The sequence below is a fragment of the Legionella bozemanae genome (assembly GCF_001648595.1).
GTDB lineage: Bacteria > Pseudomonadota > Gammaproteobacteria > Legionellales > Legionellaceae > Legionella > Legionella bozemanae.
Window position 1 is genome coordinate 51,828 of the sequence record NZ_LBAW01000021.1, and the last position, 16,889, is coordinate 68,716.

Here is a 16,889-nt window from a genome sequence, read left to right on the forward strand (position 1 = left end):
GAGTACATTCGTTTTATATTTTTCAAGCCGTATTTTATAAATAACAAATTAACATGGAGCGTAATATGTTTTTAAAATTTTCAAGACTTATTTATCTACTTTTGGGACTCATTTTTTCCGTTTCTCAATCTACGTGGGCTTACACTACAAAAAATGGTGCCATTTTTGATGCAAATGGGAATCAAATCAGCATTGATGGGATTGCATGGATAGGATTTCAAGACAGTAATTTTCTTGGTGGCCTTTGGAATGTTCCATTTAATCCAATTGGTACACAAAAGGGTGTAATTGAATTACTTACGACTCCTTGGACTGTACCAGGCTCTAATATTCCAAGTGCAGATAATGGAGTATCGTTTAAAACAATTCGTTTACCTATTCAGCCAGGGATTTGGCGAAATACTACTACAGTACAACAATCTCCTTTTAATTTTTCGGTTACGGATGTAACAAATCAAGGAGCTGGTAATGGTCCTTTTTGCGATTGGAGTAAAGGAGCAGATGGAAGCGGGCACTGCTTACAATCCAAAACAGCCCCAGATTTATTAACTGCTACGATGAATGAATTTAAAAAGCAAAATATTCTTGTGATGCTCGATTTTCACCATCGGCCTGGATTAGGTGATAATTTCCGTGACGGTACTGTTGTGGCTGCAAATTATTCATTACAAAATTATCATGATGATATTGTACACTTTGTTACAAATGCCCCTGCAAATTTATTAGGTATCGATATTTATAACGAACCCCATCAATTATTCTGGTATCAAGACAATACACAAACGACTCCAGTTCAGCCTGCGTGGATTAAAGTAATCGCTGCAGCAGCAACAGCAGTGTATGATTCCAAAGTGGACACTTTATTATTCGTAGAAGGGCCAGGAGGTACTGCTGGAAATGATCCCTATGATCCAGTCTACAGCAATACTTCAACCATTTGTTTACCGGACTCTACTAAAATTGATGATACCAATGTGGTTAGTTTAACTCGTGATAATAGCCGTTGTCCTACAGCGAATACCTTGCGTGTAACCAATATTGGTTCTAATTGGGGAGAGAATTTTCGTTCTTTGCTGGATACAAAGCAGTCGGTAAATGGAGTTGCGCGATTTGATGTGACTACTTTCAGGACACAATTAATCCAAGCAATTGAAGCTAATAATTTTAGCAATACGGATCCAAATGCTATAGCCGATTGGTTGTTAGGGCCAAATAATGATGGTAATGAGGGACATCTGGTTTTTGCGCCGCACTTGTATGGAGCGCAGGTGGCAGGATGGCAGTCTGATGCAAATGACAGTCCTATACGATTTGATTGGAACTTTGGTTTCTTACTAGATTCCGGTTTTCCCTTTGTAATTGGAGAATTAGGGTACGATGTGCAAGTGCCTGCAACGGGTGGAGAGGACTTTTTTCTTGATTCGGTTGCACCCTATTTGATAAACAAAAAAATAAATCACAATTTATTTTTTTGGACGTTCAACAATGCTGATTTTCCAGTAGGTTTGCGTGCAAGTGACTCTGATTTAAGTCTATTTACATGGAAAGAGCAGGATTTGCATGATCTCTTTTATGCTATTTTACCAGTACAGCAATATGGTAAATTGTGTGTCACTGTACCTGCACCAACAGGATATAATGGAACACAATTTCCTGTAATCAGTGCTGCAGCAGGAACGAATCATTATACTTTCAGTTTAACTGCTTTTGATACTCTAACTTGTTTAGACAAAGTTGTAACAGGTACCTATACCTTAACCGGTACTTCAATCAGTAACAGCGACGGCATTAATTATGTTCCTGAAAATACAAAAACGGCGATTGTCTCTTCAAACACAGAGACAGATGTTTCGATTAAATATGTTGAAGAGCCGACTGGTAATCTGAGTATTCATGTTACAGGTGATAGTAATTGCCCAATCAATGCCAGCCAGCTATTCACAGTCACGTACTCTTCGGGCTCTAGTACAAATAGTGTTCAGGTGATCGGCACAACACCTAAAAATATTACACTCCCAGTAGGTAACTATACAATTAACGTTACACCTCTTCAGCTGCCTACAAATACTCAATGTACGGCTCAGTTCAATTCCACTGTAAGTATTAATGCAAACTCAACGCAGCAAGAAACGATTCAATATACTGCGGTTGCAACCAACAATTGCTCAGTAAAAGCTCAATGCAGTACTTGGGGAACACCTCAAGATTCTTGGTCTGGAAGTTCCTGCAACCTCTATATAAGCACGAAGTCACCAATGACTAATCCTGCAGTATTAAATATGGTAGCAAGAGGAATTACGGCAGTTACTTCAGTATGGAATGCTACAGCAACCTTTACCAATGGAACCATAACAATGACTTTATTCGATGCGATATACATACCCAACATTGGTTTTAATGCGAGCGGTATCATTATCCTGCCCACTGAGGCAATGCTTACCACAAATGGGCAAACGTATACGTGTCCCGTGAGCACTGCATATCAATAAGAAAAAAAGCAATGGGTTCGTCAGAACCCATTGTTTCTTCATTGAAAGATGAGCCTGTTTATAAGAAAAGATGAAATTTCCAGATAAGTAAAATTTCATGAAAGCGATCTGGGAAGGTTGTGCCTCTCAACGGTTAATTTATGTTTATTTCAATAGGCTTGCTAGCCATGATACGTTTGTTGTTCAATTATTCTTGATAATAGTATTATTTAATTGATCAAAAAAAATCATACTGGGTTTAAAATAACAATAAATCTGGATGTTGCCATCATAATAAAAAGGGTTGCTATACTATTTAAATACCTTTACTAAGAGGGGTTTAATATTATAGATAAACTCAAAATGACTAAATGATGAGATCGTTCAAGGAGGAGTCATGCCAACGTTTCATACCAAATTAATAGGTCGAGAAAAAATAGCCGAAAATACGATGGCATATACATTTGAAAAGCCAGAAGGCTTTACATTTAAGGCAGGGCAAAGCGGTGATTTTACATTAAATAATCCTAAGGAAACGGATGCAGAAGGGGATACGCGAGCATTTACACTAACAAGCCCACCTTATGCGAACACCATCACTATTGCGACCCGAATGCGGGATAGCGCTTTTAAACGTGTTCTAAAAAAACTCCCTTTAGAGGCTTCCCTTAAATTGATTGCACCTTCGGGTTCTTTTACATTACATAATAATACGTCTATTCCTGCGGTATATGTTACTGGCGGCATAGGCATTACTCCTGCACGAAGTATTATTATGCAAGCAACTAAAGATCAATTACCTCATCAGATTTTTCTTTTCTATTCCAACCACAATCCCGAAGAAGCTGCTTTTCTTGAGGAGTTGAAGTCCCTTGAAAATGAAAATCCAAACTATCACTTTATCCCAACTATGACAAAAATATCTCATTCAAGTAAATGGGAGGGTGAAAGAGGGCATATCGATAAGACTATGCTCAAAAAATACATTAATGATTTATCCAAGCCCATTTATTATATATCCGGCCCAGCAACAATGGTTGCTTCGATGCGAAGCATGTTAAATGATGTGGGAGTTGATGATGATAACATTCGTACAGAAGAATTTTCGGGTTATTAATGTTAATTAGAACTATTTAATACGCTTTAATACTTAACCAATTATTTAACAAGTTGTTCGATTTAAGTGATTGAAAATGAACTAATTAATCATTATCTTTCGCATTTTCTTATGATATAGTTGTCAATTTTTGCAGCGAGAGAAGAATAATAATGCCTTCACATCAATTAGCTCTATTATGTCAACAAATTGAAAAGCAAAGCACGGATCATTTTGGTAAGTTTTATATGTATGTCAGTTTGTTAAATACTTTAACTGCTCGAAATAAAACTTTTGCTGACGGTTTACCTAAGTATTCTACAGGTTCGATGTTTTGGAGAAAAAATCATCTGGATGTTGGCGAAATACCTATTGGATTCACGCAGCAACTCGATGCGTACGCGCGTGAATTTATTAATTTACAACCTCACTGGTCGAAAACTCTGCATAATATTGTGATGGCATATATTCGTAGGGGGAAAATCACTGACCTCGCTTATATTATCGATCAAATGTTATCTCATCTTATGTCGATACAGGGGCATCAAAGCCACAATCAAGATATTTATGAATACATTAGTTTTGAAAAGAAAAAGAAAGGGTTAATTGATTTTATACAACAAGTTTCAACTTTTAATCGTCAATTACTATCTATAGCAGATAATGGATGCAATACTGCATTATCCTTATTGGCGGTTACTACAGGATTCGTCCTGGTTTTAGCTTCTATTTTTTCTATTATACCTCTTATTATTGGTTTACCGCTCGTACTTGGAGGAGCGTATGGAGCCTATCATTTTGCGACTACAGGAATGGCCCAATTAGAGCAATTGGAATCTCAAATGAAACAAATGCTTAAAAAATTGGAGATGCTGCAAGGTGATTTATTTGGTGATAAAAATTCCGTTTCCTTTTATGCTGCAGCAGTGAAACCTTTACCCTATGCAGTAGTTACTGCAGGTGAGCAATTAATGTTTGATAAGTCTCAAAAGAAAACATTACAAGAGTATCGTGAAACTCTAGATGAGAGCTTTACTCCTTTTTCCATTTAAAGCTTGCGTTCGAAAAACTTGGTTGCTTTTGCAACCAAGTTTTTTAATAAACTAAGATAACTGAGCTCTGGTTTGTGGCTCATTTTCTGCAGAATCCTCATCTTTTATACTCCTGAAAAAAGTATCACGTACAAAACGATAACTCGATTGAGTTATTTTGCTTCCTAAAAAGCTAGCGCCTACTGAAGTACCTATAGCAATTGACGTTTCGATGAGACTTATTGGGTTGGTTAATAAATTGATACCCAAGGCAACCCCTGTGGTTATGTAATTCGATTGTTCTTTACTATAACCACCATAAGAATGGAGTGCATATCCAACTATAGGTGTTGCAATGGCGATACTCGCCGAAGAACCCAGCGCAATAAGCAAAAGTGCCCGAATGCTTTGGTTAATCCAATAAATCTTATCAGGGGGATAATGTAAATCTTTCAAATAATCCGTTGCGCCTTCATTAACTAATGTAACTAGCATGGAGACCAAAAAACCTTGTTGCGCTGCATCGGTAATTAATTGGATTAATTCTGGAGGAAAGAGAGCTGATAAGTTAACGGAATGACTCAGATCGCTGTTTAGCGTTGAGGTATTAAACTCAAAGGGGGGAACTGTATGCTCGGAACTAAGCGGCGAGATTAAATTGGTACTGGAAAATGCTTGTTGATTCATCATGAAACATTGATCAGGGGTACAGTAGGGTGTTGAGCTCGTTTGAGCATTAAAAATACTATAAAACCACCCATCAGCTGATTTCTTATCCTTTTTTCTGTTTTTATCAGCCCCCATTGTTTCTCCTTAAAATTTAAATATGGTGAAAAAGGCTTGATTTTTTAAGTCAGCATCTTTCATTTTTTGCGACCCAACTATAAATGCTAAATACAGAATTACCAAGGTCGAATTAATAAAAATTTATCCTATTTCATAAAATTGGCTAAATTGAGCAAATCATTTCTTCATATAAAAGTAGGGGATTAGGAAATCTCTAGTAAGATGTTTTATATTATACTGTTTGCATGTATTTTATTGTTTGAATTAGGTATGATAGCTCCATTAATAAAATAAATAATGAGTCAATGATGAAAAAATTAATTTTTATTATGGCATTACTTCCACTGAATGCATTTGCTGTTGATCCCGTCAATCCAAACTTATATGCAAATAATGACTGTGAAAGCATACATGATCCCGCTGAGAAAAAAGCTTGCTTTAATATAGAAAAGAGAAATGAAGCGGATGAAAATTTTAGAAATTTCCAAGAAAATAATCCAGCCCCATATCAAGAAGAGTTCTAAGCAAAAAGGCATTAAAATAGAAGTAGTGCATTGAATCGAACGATTTACTCGTCGATTTTCTGAGCTATATATTAAAGCACTGCACTACTTATTTATGTTTTCTTCAAACGATTAAATCAAAGGTTTGAAATTTCATTTGGCATGTATAATAGATTATTAATTGTCTAAAAATTATATAAAATTTAGCATATTACTACCTAAAATCCCTATTTTATCATACAAGCGTATAAGTATTTTCTCAAAAAAAACTATCAAAAGATCTATTTATAAACTATATGTATATATGATGATCATTTTGCATATGATTTAAGGAGAGACATAATGAAAGTGATAATTGCATCTTCAGCATTACTCATGTCCTTAAGTTTGGTTGGTTGTAATACGATGAATGAGGCCAGTCAATACAGCAACGAAACTGTAGGTGCCGGTGTGAAATATGGTGCTAACGTGGTAGGCAAAGGTGTAGGTTTTGTTGCCGATACTGGTGCAGCTGTAGGACAGGGGTTTGGTAAGGTAGTTGACACTGGAGTCGGAGCCGTGACAGGTCATCCAACTTCTCATCATAAAGTAAAAAACTACCAATAAGTATATTGTTTATTATGGCCATATGTTAAAAAGGCCATATATTCCTATTATAGGCTCTTCTAAATCAAATTTAATGAAGAGCCTAATAGGAATAATTTACTTGTAAGGTAGGAGAGAAGTTTCTTGTTGCAATTTTCTCTAAGGGATTTGTACCCTAATTTGAGCAACGATACATTGAATAAGAGGGGCTTTAAATCCTAAGGGAATATCTTATGGACTTTCAAAATCCTATGGGCATTTTTTTGGACAGATAGCGCGCCTTTTTTAAAAGACTGAGCTATCTGGAGAATTAAGTATGACTCAAGCTTTTTGACCAGCAGAGACTACTCTGTAAAATTACAAGGGACCACAAGTCGGACTTTGAAGTTCATCTTTTGATGGTGTTTCTGGTTTCTTATGTCCTGGAGCATACATACTGTATGGATTAAGCAAGGTGAGTGCTTTGGTATTGTAACTTGATTTACCGGCTAAATTTCCAAGCTTCAAGCCATCTAAGTATTTTTTAAACACCGGATAATTTGCTTCATATTGTGTATCTATTATTGGAAATACAATATGTTGGAAGTGTTTGGCTCGTTTTTCGATTTCCTCACGGAATATTCCTGCAACGACATCAGGCTTATTTTTAAAACTTCCACATCCCCAAGCGCCCAGGATCGCATCAGTTTTTCTTTTAAGTATTAATGTATCCAATAGAGCACTTATACGGTGCCTTAAGTCACTGGTGTATTTACCTGAATCTAGGTCAATCTCTTTACCAACAAGCTCAGGAGCCGCGGCTCTGATTTCATAAAAAGGAAATATTTTTTCTTTTGGGAGCAAGGGATAGCTCAATACACTGTCAGCAATAAATTGTTTTTTTGATGTGAATTCATCAGCATATGTTGGAACTAAAATTTCCGGACCTCTAAAGCAAATCTGGGGTTGCTCATCCATAAAGACTTTATAGGCTTCAGGGATTTTTATTCGACGTAGTACACTTAATGATTGCAATTCCTCGGGACTCATTTTTTCCTGCCCGATCAAGAGCTTCCTGGTATTTTCATCATAAAGAAAACATTTTTGTGCCTCATCATAATAAATGCCTTTTGACAGTAATGAGCGGGCACAAGAGGAGCGATGCCACAAATTTTCTTCCTGAGCACTTCCTCCTTCTAGAGCAGCCCCCCCAGGAAATAAAGAATTGGCCATATTGAGAACAGGATATACTTTCCCATGTTTTTTAGTCACTTCTAAAGCAGTGACGCCAAAATCCTGCTGAACCACTTCTACCTTTTGGGGCGGTTCTACTTTTTCTTTTTCCCAAGACTTTAAATTATTAAATGCCTGTGATTGCAATTCATGAAACTTCTCTGGGTCTGTAATATGGTCTAGTGTAACCCCCATACTTTTATGCCGCCAACGATCGCCAGAAAGAGTACCCCATAATAAACCAGGTTTGTGGGAGAGATGAACGTCCTTGATTTTCGAAAAATGGTCGGGTCTAATGTGGTGACGTAATTCTCTTAATGCTCTCATATGTAACTCCCTTAGTATTTTGTCTCATGCAGATATTTACGAGACAGATCCTGTAATTTTGGTATAAATTCATCAATAATGATTCATATTTTTCATTATTGTTCTTTTTATACCATTGTCGTTATCTCATATATTGATCTATCTGGTCAATAAAAATCTTTGATTGAATTGGGAATAGGGAGAAAATAAAGTTGTGCTTAAAATATTTCGCAAAGCCTGTTTTCCATTCGCTAGCGAATAGAAAACAGGCCCTAATGTTATTATGTTTGAAGTTCCAGTAAGAATTTTCTTGAATCTGTCACCATGTATAATGATATCCGTGATGATGGGGGTGCTTATGATATTTATAAGGATATTTGTGCTTATATTTATGGTGATGGTGGTGATATTTAACAGGATAGTACCAATGATGATGTTTATAGTACTTATGATGCTTATAATGTCCATGATGATAGCCATTATATGCCAAAGCAATCGAACTTATACTCATGAATAATCCTATTAAGAACATATTGAGTATCTTAATCATAAAAAACTCCTTTTTAATGTTCGTGTGTTAATTCTAGCTGAAATTCAAACCAGATGATAAAGAAATAAACAACTGGTGCTCCTTCCTGATGGGATACATCCTAGATTTTTAGTATGAAAGATACTTTTGTAACCGGTATTCATGGAAAATTTTTATAAAATAAAATTTGGACTAAAATATAAAAAATGATTATATGAACTTTGGGATTACTTCTAATTTTAAAATATCTCCACTGAATTAATTAATAGAGAAGGTTCCAATTTTCTTAAAGGGAAATTATTTTGAAAAAAGACTGTTCCTATTTTCAGCTTATTCTCGTGTTGTTATGTTCCATTTTTTGTGTGAATGGATGGTCTTCTCAAAGACTACCGCTTTTGAGCGATTTTATGCGCATTAAGACAGTCAGTGAGCCTGATATATCACGAGATGGAAAATGGGTAGTTTATACAGTAGAAGAAAATATTAGCAAAATAGACGCAGTAAGTAATATCTGGGTAGTATCCTACGATGGTAAAATATCAAAGCAACTTACGAATAATAAGAAAAACAGCAGTTTTTTACCCAAATGGAGTCCAAATGGTCAATGGATTGCTTTTTTATTTGAGAATAATGAGGCGAAAGGTCTGCAGTTATTAAATAGACAAAGCGGACAAATTATTAGATTAACTAATAGCCTGTATGATGTCAGTGATTTTGCATGGTCTCCCGATTCCCAAAATATTGCTTTTATTGCCAGTGAAGCAAATGAAAAGGATTCCAAAAATAAACCCATAGTCATCACAAGATATCTTTTTAAAAAGGATACAGAAGGGTACCTTGGCGAAAAAAGAACGCATCTTTATCGCCTAGCGATCCGAAACAAACAAATTGAGTTATTGACTCCAGGTCCTTATGATGAATGGGCTCCAGCATGGTCTCCTAATGGAGATTACATTGCATTTATTTCTAAAAGAGGGAATGAACCGGATAGGAGTTACAATTCGGATGTGTATGTGATACGTAACAAATCCGGAAGCAAGGCGATACAATTGACCCGTTTTCCAGGAGGGGGAATGGATCCGGATTGGGAATCTACTCCCTCATGGAGCCCTAATAACGCACAAATAGCTTATTTAAGCTTTAATAATAAGTCCCCTATCTATGCTCCCACACAATTAGCGGTGGTTGGATTGACCACTCATAAGGAGCAGATTATTGCCCCTATAGATCGCTGGTTTACCAAACCTAAATGGTCTGAAGATGGTAAGAAAATATATGCATTGATTGAGACGAGCAGAAATACACATCTTAGTGAAATTGATGTCGCTACCGGCACTGTCAGAACATTAACTAAAGGTGAGCGAGTTGATAGTGAATTTTCAATAGGGCAGCAACGAATAGTAATTGTTTCCTCTGATGATCAACATCCGCCAGAATTGTTTGCAGTAGAAAATACGTTAAGGCCATTAACCCACCATAATCAAAAACTTTTAGATGAAGTGATCTTTCGTCCTTTGGAAGACATTGAATTTAAAAGCTCTGATGGAACTTTAATCGAAGGTTTATTGCTGAAACCTGCACATTATAAACCTGGAAAACAATATCCCGCATTTTTAAATTTACATGGAGGGCCTGTTTATCAATCCAGTCATGAGTTTAATTTTGATTGGCAGTGGCTCGCTGCAGAGGGATATACCATTATTGCCCCTAACCCGCGAGGAAGCTCTGGAAAAGGATATGAGTTTTCCCATGCCATTAACGCGGACTGGGGAAATCTTGATGTCAAAGATGCCCTTGCTTCTGTGGATTATGTAATTAAGAAAGGTATTGTCGATCCTAATCAATTGGCTGTAGGAGGTTGGAGTTATGGCGGCATGCTGACTAATTATATTATTGCAAGCACTCAACGTTTTAAAGCAGCGATTAGTGGAGCTGGGACTGGTAGTATTTTGGGAAACTATGGTGAGGATCAATATACTTTAGATTACGAGTCTGAACTGGGAAAACCTTGGTTAAACACTCAGATTTACCTGAAGCTTAGTTACCCATTAATGAAGGCGAATAAGATTAAAACGCCGACTTTGTTTATGTGTGCCAGTTTGGATTTTAACATGCCATGCATTGGTTCCGAACAATTATATCAGGCCTTAAAATCACTGAATATACCCACACAATTGATCATTTATCCCGAGCAATACCATACACTTGATAGACCAGATTTTCAAATAGACCGTTTGCAACGATTTAAAGATTGGATGGATTTATATCTTAAAAAGGCCAATTAATAAATAATTCTAGACAATTACAATTCAACGCTTTTATTTAATGTATTTAAAGAATATGGCAGGTGCCCCCTCTCCTTATGATGTGAAAGACATCTATCCTACAGGAAAATGCGGTAAAAGAACTATTGATCCAAAGCAGATAGTATGTGTGTTTTCAAAATCTAAAAATGAGGCTATTTTACGAGAAATTGAATCCAAGGTAGTCCTTCTCTTTAAGCCAGCAACAAACTGTGATGATGCTCTTTCTACAGGGGCTATTTTAAATGTCTTAAGGGAAACAAAGCTGAAAGGGAATGAAAAGAAATTAACCATTGAAAAAGTGCGCTACAGGCTAATTGAATCAGAATGTGACACACAGTGGGATGATTTTAAATATCATGTTTTTTTTTGATCAAGGTGGTTATTTTGAAACATTCAAACGTAACCTTTCTCAAATCAATAGCAATTTAGAGTTCTACAGAATGAAGTTATAGCGTATTGCATTATAAATTGGATTTTATATAAAAAATATCAACTAAAACATTTTTAAAATAAGTTCTTTTCAAGTGACCCATACCAACTTTTTGTGCCACCTTCTTTGAAGCAATATTATCTATTTGAATAATGGAAATTAAATTGGCTAGGCCTAACTGTTTAAATGCATAGTCCCTTATAGCCTTGGCTGCTTCAGTAGCAATTCCTTTACTCCAGGAGTTTTGCTCGAGCCGATAACCAAGTTCAATATATAATTCTCCATCAACGGTTTGTTGTAATAACCCACAAAAACCAATGAGTTTTTTATTTTCTTTCAGGGTAAGTGCCAATAGGCCAAAACCTTTCTCTTTATATGAAGCTATCCATGACATCATTTGCTGTTTTACTGTTTCCCTATCAAGAGGTTTGCCTGTACCTATAAAACGCATCACTTCTGGATCAGCACATATCAACGAAAAACAATCTAGATCTTCTAAGGTAAAGGGGCGAAGTAATAATCGTTCTGTTTCAATTTTAAGATTTGGGTCAAATTTTCTTACTGAGTTTGTTTTCATTTAAAATTCTCTTATAGAAATACTCTTAATTCTAAATTTTCTAATTACTTTTTTCATCCGCAAATCAAATAGCCCAAAACAAGCAAGAATCGCCGCATGTAGCGCTTTCTATGTTAAAAATATCCCAATCAAGCTCTTTGGTGCACGACACATTAGATTCTTCCGTCAAAAACGAGTTTAAATGAAGTTTCTTTTACTTCCATAACTAAAAACTGGTCAAAGTGATACCCCATAGACTATAAATATCTATAGGGTTTTTATTTGCTGCCAAGAGTTTTTATGGATAAAAAATATAATATCCTGTATGTTGATGATGAAACGAATAATCTTACCGCTTTTGTCGCAACATTTCGTCGTCAATTCAATGTGTTTACAGCCACTTCAGGACGCGAAGGCATGGATATTATGCGCCACAATAATATTCAAATTGTTATTACAGACCAAAGAATGCCAGAAATGACTGGGGTGCAATTTTTGGAATCCATTATTCCCGAGTATCCTAACACCATTCGTATGATTTTAACGGGTTTTACTGACGTTGAAGCAATTATTAAGGCGATCAATACTGGCCGAGTATTTCGCTACATTACTAAACCCTGGGATCCAATTGAGTTAAAGATAAATATTGATACCGGCCTGAAGCTGCTGAGCCTTGAAGAAGAGCGTTTGTCTTTAATTGAAAAACTGAATCATGAAGTACTCTATCAAAAACGGATTTTGGAGTTGTTTCAAAAATATGTGCCTAAAAATATTGTCGATGAAATTTTAAATGATCAGGGAGATAACTCCCTCATTCGTGGTGAATATCGTATTATTTCAGTCATGTTTGCAGACATACGCCAATTTACCTCGATATCAGATAAGTTGGGTCCTGTTAAATCTGTGGATGTGCTCAATGCTTATTTTGAATTAATGAGTCAAAAAATACGGGACTATCATGGCAGTGTTAATAAATTAATTGGCGATGGAATCCTAGCTTTATTCGGTGCACCTGTGTCGCATATTGATAACCAGTTGAATGCAGTACTTGCAGGATTAGCGATGATTGAAGCACTGAAGGAGTTTAATGATAAATACCGTGATGAAATAGGCCGTGATATCGCTATAGGAATTGGTATTAATACGGGGGAGGTAATCGCTGGTAATTTAGGTACTAGTGAACATATGGAATACACTGTGATCGGCGATACTGTAAATACCGCATCACGCATAGAAGGGCTTACTAAAGACAAGCCCAATACGTTATTGATTAGTGAAACGACTTATAAATCTATTGCCAATGAAATTCTGGTAGAAGAGTTGGTCCCCCAAGTCATCAGAGGTAAAGAGGAGAAAATGACTCTTTATAGAGTAGTTGGAAAGAAAACATGAACCTTGATCCCATAAAAACGTGGCGGTTTTGGTACCAGAATATAATTACAGTTTTTTTATACACAATAGGCGGGTTTGCAAGTAATATTTGGGTTATTCCAAATACAATGGTGACCCCTCTTTGGCTTCCCTCAGGTGTTGCACTATCAATGGTTCTTTGGTACGGAAATCACGTTTTTTTCGGGGTAGTTACTGCTGAAATAATTGTTACTGCAGCACTAGGTAATTTGTTGTCCTGGCAGAACTGGATTGCGTCTACAATTATAGGGGTTGGTGCTGGATTACAGGCTGTCTGGGCTGCTCAATTCATTCAATATTATACCCGGACTAAAACACCATTCTATACGGTTAGAGATGTTTTAATTTTTACATTTGGGGGTGATTTTCTCTTTTCTCTTACCAGTTGTACCATAGGTATCATTTCGCTGATGCTATTTGGCTTGATTAAACCAGAGTTCATTCTGAATAATTGGTTTGTTTGGTGGATCGGTGATGCTGTAGGTATTATTGTGATCACGCCGCTTATCATGACCTGGTACCAAAGTAAATTCACTTTCAATGTGAAGCTCTTTCTTGAGTATATGCTCTTAGTCGTTTTATTAGGCTGTACTATGAGTATGATCTATATGTTGCATTATCCTTTAGCTTATATTCTGCTACCTTTCTGTGTATGGTCTGCAGTACGTTTCAGTGCTCGATTAGCAACAGTCATGGCATTTTTAATATCGATTTCTGTACTTTGGCTTGAGATACATGGCTATAAGGAATTTGATTTTAGTAATATTTCAACCAGTCTATTATTTTTACAAGCGTTTGTTGCAGTTATCTTTTTTACTACTTTAATCTTGTCTGCCGTGATTACGGAACGCAAAAAAGCCCAAGAAGAACTACTGCAAGCAAATATTGAGTTAGAATCACGTGTGGAACAGCGTACACGCGATCTTAATGAAAAAAATATACAGCTCAATAACGCGTTAGACACGTTAAAACAGGCAGAGGCTCAATTAATCCAATCGGAAAAAATGTCTTCTTTGGGGGTATTAACTGCAGGAATTGCCCATGAAATTAATAATCCCGTTAATTTTATTTCTGCCAATATTGGCCCATTAAAAAATGATATCGAAGACATTGTGCAACTATTAAATAAATATGGTGAAATTACCCCTGAAACATTAATAAAAGAAAAGTTACAGGAAATCGCAAAATATAGCGACGACATTGATCTGCCTTTTACCCTACAGGAAACGCATAATTTACTTAATGGCATTGAAGAAGGCGCACGACGTACAGCTAATATTGTGAAAGATCTACGTACTTTTTCTCGACTTGATGAAGGAGAGAAGAAGCACGTTAATATTCATGAGAACATCGACTCTACATTAACTTTATTGCACACTCAATTTCGGGATCGAATTACTATCAACAAAAACTATGGTGATATTCCCGAAGTAGAATGTTTTCCAGGGAAAATCAATCAAGTATTTATGAATATTCTAACAAACGCAGCGCATGCAATCTCTGAGCAAGGAGAAATTACAATTACTACCAGCAGGAGAAATGATCACATTTTAATTAGTATTCGTGATACAGGGACTGGTATGAGTAAAGAAACAATAGCAAGAATTTTTGAACCCTTTTTTACTACTAAACCTGTTGGCGAAGGGACAGGCTTGGGTTTATCCATTTCATACAGTATTATTCAAGAACATCATGGAACAATTTCGATTAACAGTGTCAAAGGAAAAGGAAGTGAATTTATTATTACTCTGCCAATCAAATAGGTCTCTGGAGTTGGCTTACAAACTATATCTTTGGTGCTAGACCTATTTACCAAAATATTTATTATAAAGAGCCAAATAAGTTCCATCGGCTTCTATTTGTAGTAAAGTTTTATTAATTTTATCAATTATAGGGGCATTCTTTTTAAGCGCGATTATTCCATATCCATTTCCTGTAATAATAGGTTGTCCTACAAGTTGAAAACCATCTAAAGTTTTGTTGAGTAATAGATATTTAGCAACATTTTCATTCATTAAAGCGGCATCAACCTCATGATGGCTTACAGCTTGTATTAATGACGTAACTTGAGGATATGTTTTAATATTTTCTTTGGACGTATAATTAGGGAGAATATTATATTGGAACGTAGTGACTTGAAGCGCACCAATTTTTTTGTCTTTAATATCCTCTATTGAGTTGATATCTGAACTTTTTAATGCAACAAATTGTCCTTTACTGGTTATATAAGGCAGACTGAATACGTAGTCTTCTGGTGTAGTTGAGGGAATAGGACTTGGTAAGAGAGTAATATCTATAACACCATCATTTAAATCTTTGAATTGTGAGTTCAAATCAATTGCTTTGTAGATACATGTTGCATTAATGCGTTTACATATTTCATTTACCAGGTCGATACTGAAACCAAAATAGTGATTGTTCGTATCTGCTGATGAAAAAGGAGGAGCAAAGTTTAAAACACCTATAATGAGTTTATCGCAGTAAGCGAAGAGACTGTTGAACAATAGGGTTATAAAAACAATATGCCTGATAAGCTTCATGCTGTTTATCCATCCTATGCATATTAAAACTCTAGTTTGTTAGAAACGGGTTGTCAACTAACATTGTTTTTTCATATTCATATAAGTAAAGAACTGAACCAAATCATCCAGATCATTGTCAGATAAAGATTGTTTATCTGAACCACTCATCCTTCCTCGTGGAAGCGAGCGGACTGATTTAGGATCGCGTATAAATTTTTTTAATTGGGTTATGTTAGGATAATAATCTAATGGGTTTTTCGGACAATTCAAATCCGGACCAATTTTACTTTTCCCAATATGATTTATCATGTGACACCCTTCACAATGACTAACATAAATTTTGTATCCATTGGCAATGGCGGAATTTGTTGTTTCGGGAGGAGCGAGAACGTGTTGATAATTGAGTTTTCGAATAATTTTTATTGTAATGACGCTCCATGCCCAATATTCATTTGATATATAAGAGCGTTCAGGATAAAGCCAAATAATTTCATAAGGCCCGGCAGTAAGTCCCGTATGATTATCAATTATTGGCCATTTTGATGCAGGCTCTATAGCCAACATCGCGATGGATGCATTTTTACTGCAATCCATGATTTTAACAGCCGGTACATAGACATGAAAATTATCATGAGCTATGAATTCGATGAGGTCGTGTTGTCTGATGTGAAAGAGGGCGAGCAGTTTGCATAAAGGGATTACTTTGTGGTGCATGATTTTGTTTGGATAGGCTCTATCATTGTTAATAGTAACTTGGGTTAGATCCGGATGAGATAATAACTCAGGGTTGGTTAGCGTGAATGATTGTTTCGGAGTAATAATCTGAAGTGTAGTATTTGATGATTGGGTTGCGGTAAAAGCAGGTTCCCATATTAGCCAGATACCGACCAATAAAAAAATATATTTCAGTCCCTTCACTTTAACTCCTGGCTTTTATAGTTGTTTCATTTAAATACAACCAAATTACTTTTACACAGATGTGGGAATTTTTCCAGAAAAATAAAATAGGTGCGTTGACAATTTGTCTTACCTTTCCTACCTTCCGCGACTTGTTCCTGAGAGATAGACAAAAAAATTTGGTTTAAGGTATTGAAATATAGGAATAATGGTATTGAAAGTGCATGACGGATTATGATCCAATAGAGTTCC

The 16,889-nt window shown here is 36.0% G+C and carries 14 protein-coding genes; 9 read left to right on the top strand and 5 right to left on the bottom strand.

Going from position 1 to position 16,889, the window contains the following annotated elements:
- The first annotated feature begins 65 nt into the window (after nucleotides 1-65).
- The 3 genes from A8O27_RS14245 to A8O27_RS14255 all read left to right on the top strand — a co-directional run bounded on the left by A8O27_RS14245 (nucleotide 66) and on the right by A8O27_RS14255 (nucleotide 4,616).
- Nucleotides 66-2,489, top strand: a complete 2,424-nt coding sequence (locus tag A8O27_RS14245; protein WP_058461063.1) for a cellulase family glycosylhydrolase — start codon at nucleotides 66-68, stop codon at nucleotides 2,487-2,489.
- 376 nt (nucleotides 2,490-2,865) lie between these two features.
- A complete protein-coding gene (locus tag A8O27_RS14250) occupies nucleotides 2,866-3,585 on the top strand; it encodes an FAD-dependent oxidoreductase (protein WP_058461062.1) in 720 nt (239 codons plus the stop codon).
- Nucleotides 3,586-3,737: 152 nt separating this feature from the next.
- Complete coding sequence (locus A8O27_RS14255; protein ID WP_058461061.1) at nucleotides 3,738-4,616, top strand: hypothetical protein; 879 nt, start codon at nucleotides 3,738-3,740, stop codon at nucleotides 4,614-4,616.
- A gap of 51 nt (nucleotides 4,617-4,667) precedes the next feature.
- Here the strand turns inward: A8O27_RS14255 and A8O27_RS14260 are convergent, their stop codons facing one another.
- Nucleotides 4,668-5,399 (bottom strand): hypothetical protein, encoded by a 732-nt coding sequence (locus A8O27_RS14260; RefSeq protein ID WP_058461060.1) that lies wholly within the window; start codon nucleotides 5,397-5,399, stop codon nucleotides 4,668-4,670.
- 287 nt (nucleotides 5,400-5,686) lie between these two features.
- Between A8O27_RS14260 and A8O27_RS14265 the strand changes: the two genes are divergently transcribed.
- The gene (locus A8O27_RS14265) at nucleotides 5,687-5,905 is read left to right on the top strand and encodes a hypothetical protein (protein ID WP_235810607.1); all 219 of its coding nucleotides are present in this window, start codon (nucleotides 5,687-5,689) and stop codon (nucleotides 5,903-5,905) included.
- A gap of 321 nt (nucleotides 5,906-6,226) precedes the next feature.
- Entirely contained in the window at nucleotides 6,227-6,490 is a 264-nt protein-coding gene (locus A8O27_RS14270) for a hypothetical protein (protein WP_064115109.1), read from the top strand.
- A gap of 336 nt (nucleotides 6,491-6,826) precedes the next feature.
- On the opposite strand, the gene A8O27_RS14275 is transcribed toward A8O27_RS14270, so the two are convergent.
- Nucleotides 6,827-8,008, bottom strand: a complete 1,182-nt coding sequence (locus A8O27_RS14275) for a poly(ADP-ribose) glycohydrolase domain-containing protein (protein ID WP_064115110.1) — start codon at nucleotides 8,006-8,008, stop codon at nucleotides 6,827-6,829.
- Nucleotides 8,009-8,923: 915 nt separating this feature from the next.
- Between A8O27_RS14275 and A8O27_RS14280 the strand changes: the two genes are divergently transcribed.
- Together A8O27_RS14280 and A8O27_RS14285 are read left to right on the top strand one after the other, a co-directional pair.
- Complete coding sequence (locus A8O27_RS14280) at nucleotides 8,924-10,801, top strand: S9 family peptidase (protein ID WP_115684287.1); 1,878 nt, start codon at nucleotides 8,924-8,926, stop codon at nucleotides 10,799-10,801.
- A gap of 40 nt (nucleotides 10,802-10,841) precedes the next feature.
- Nucleotides 10,842-11,192 carry a hypothetical protein gene (locus tag A8O27_RS14285; RefSeq protein WP_131744475.1) on the top strand — a complete coding sequence of 117 codons (351 nt, stop codon included), beginning with the start codon at nucleotides 10,842-10,844 and terminating at the stop codon, nucleotides 11,190-11,192.
- Nucleotides 11,193-11,283: 91 nt separating this feature from the next.
- Here A8O27_RS14285 and A8O27_RS14290 read toward each other — a convergent pair whose 3' ends face one another.
- The gene (locus tag A8O27_RS14290; RefSeq protein ID WP_058461056.1) at nucleotides 11,284-11,829 is read right to left on the bottom strand and encodes a GNAT family N-acetyltransferase; all 546 of its coding nucleotides are present in this window, start codon (nucleotides 11,827-11,829) and stop codon (nucleotides 11,284-11,286) included.
- 279 nt (nucleotides 11,830-12,108) lie between these two features.
- Between A8O27_RS14290 and A8O27_RS14295 the strand changes: the two genes are divergently transcribed.
- Together A8O27_RS14295 and A8O27_RS14300 are read left to right on the top strand one after the other, a co-directional pair.
- Nucleotides 12,109-13,200, top strand: a complete 1,092-nt coding sequence (locus A8O27_RS14295; protein WP_058461055.1) for an adenylate/guanylate cyclase domain-containing protein — start codon at nucleotides 12,109-12,111, stop codon at nucleotides 13,198-13,200.
- Nucleotides 13,197-14,981, top strand: coding sequence for a sensor histidine kinase (locus tag A8O27_RS14300; protein WP_058461054.1), 1,785 nt, complete (start codon nucleotides 13,197-13,199; stop codon nucleotides 14,979-14,981). The genes A8O27_RS14295 and A8O27_RS14300 overlap by 4 nt, the downstream gene beginning before the upstream one ends.
- A gap of 42 nt (nucleotides 14,982-15,023) precedes the next feature.
- Here the strand turns inward: A8O27_RS14300 and A8O27_RS14305 are convergent, their stop codons facing one another.
- Entirely contained in the window at nucleotides 15,024-15,758 is a 735-nt protein-coding gene (locus A8O27_RS14305) for a transporter substrate-binding domain-containing protein (protein WP_064115111.1), read from the bottom strand.
- 57 nt (nucleotides 15,759-15,815) lie between these two features.
- Entirely contained in the window at nucleotides 15,816-16,658 is an 843-nt protein-coding gene (locus A8O27_RS14310) for a c-type cytochrome (RefSeq protein WP_058461052.1), read from the bottom strand.
- Nucleotides 16,659-16,889 lie beyond the last annotated feature (231 nt).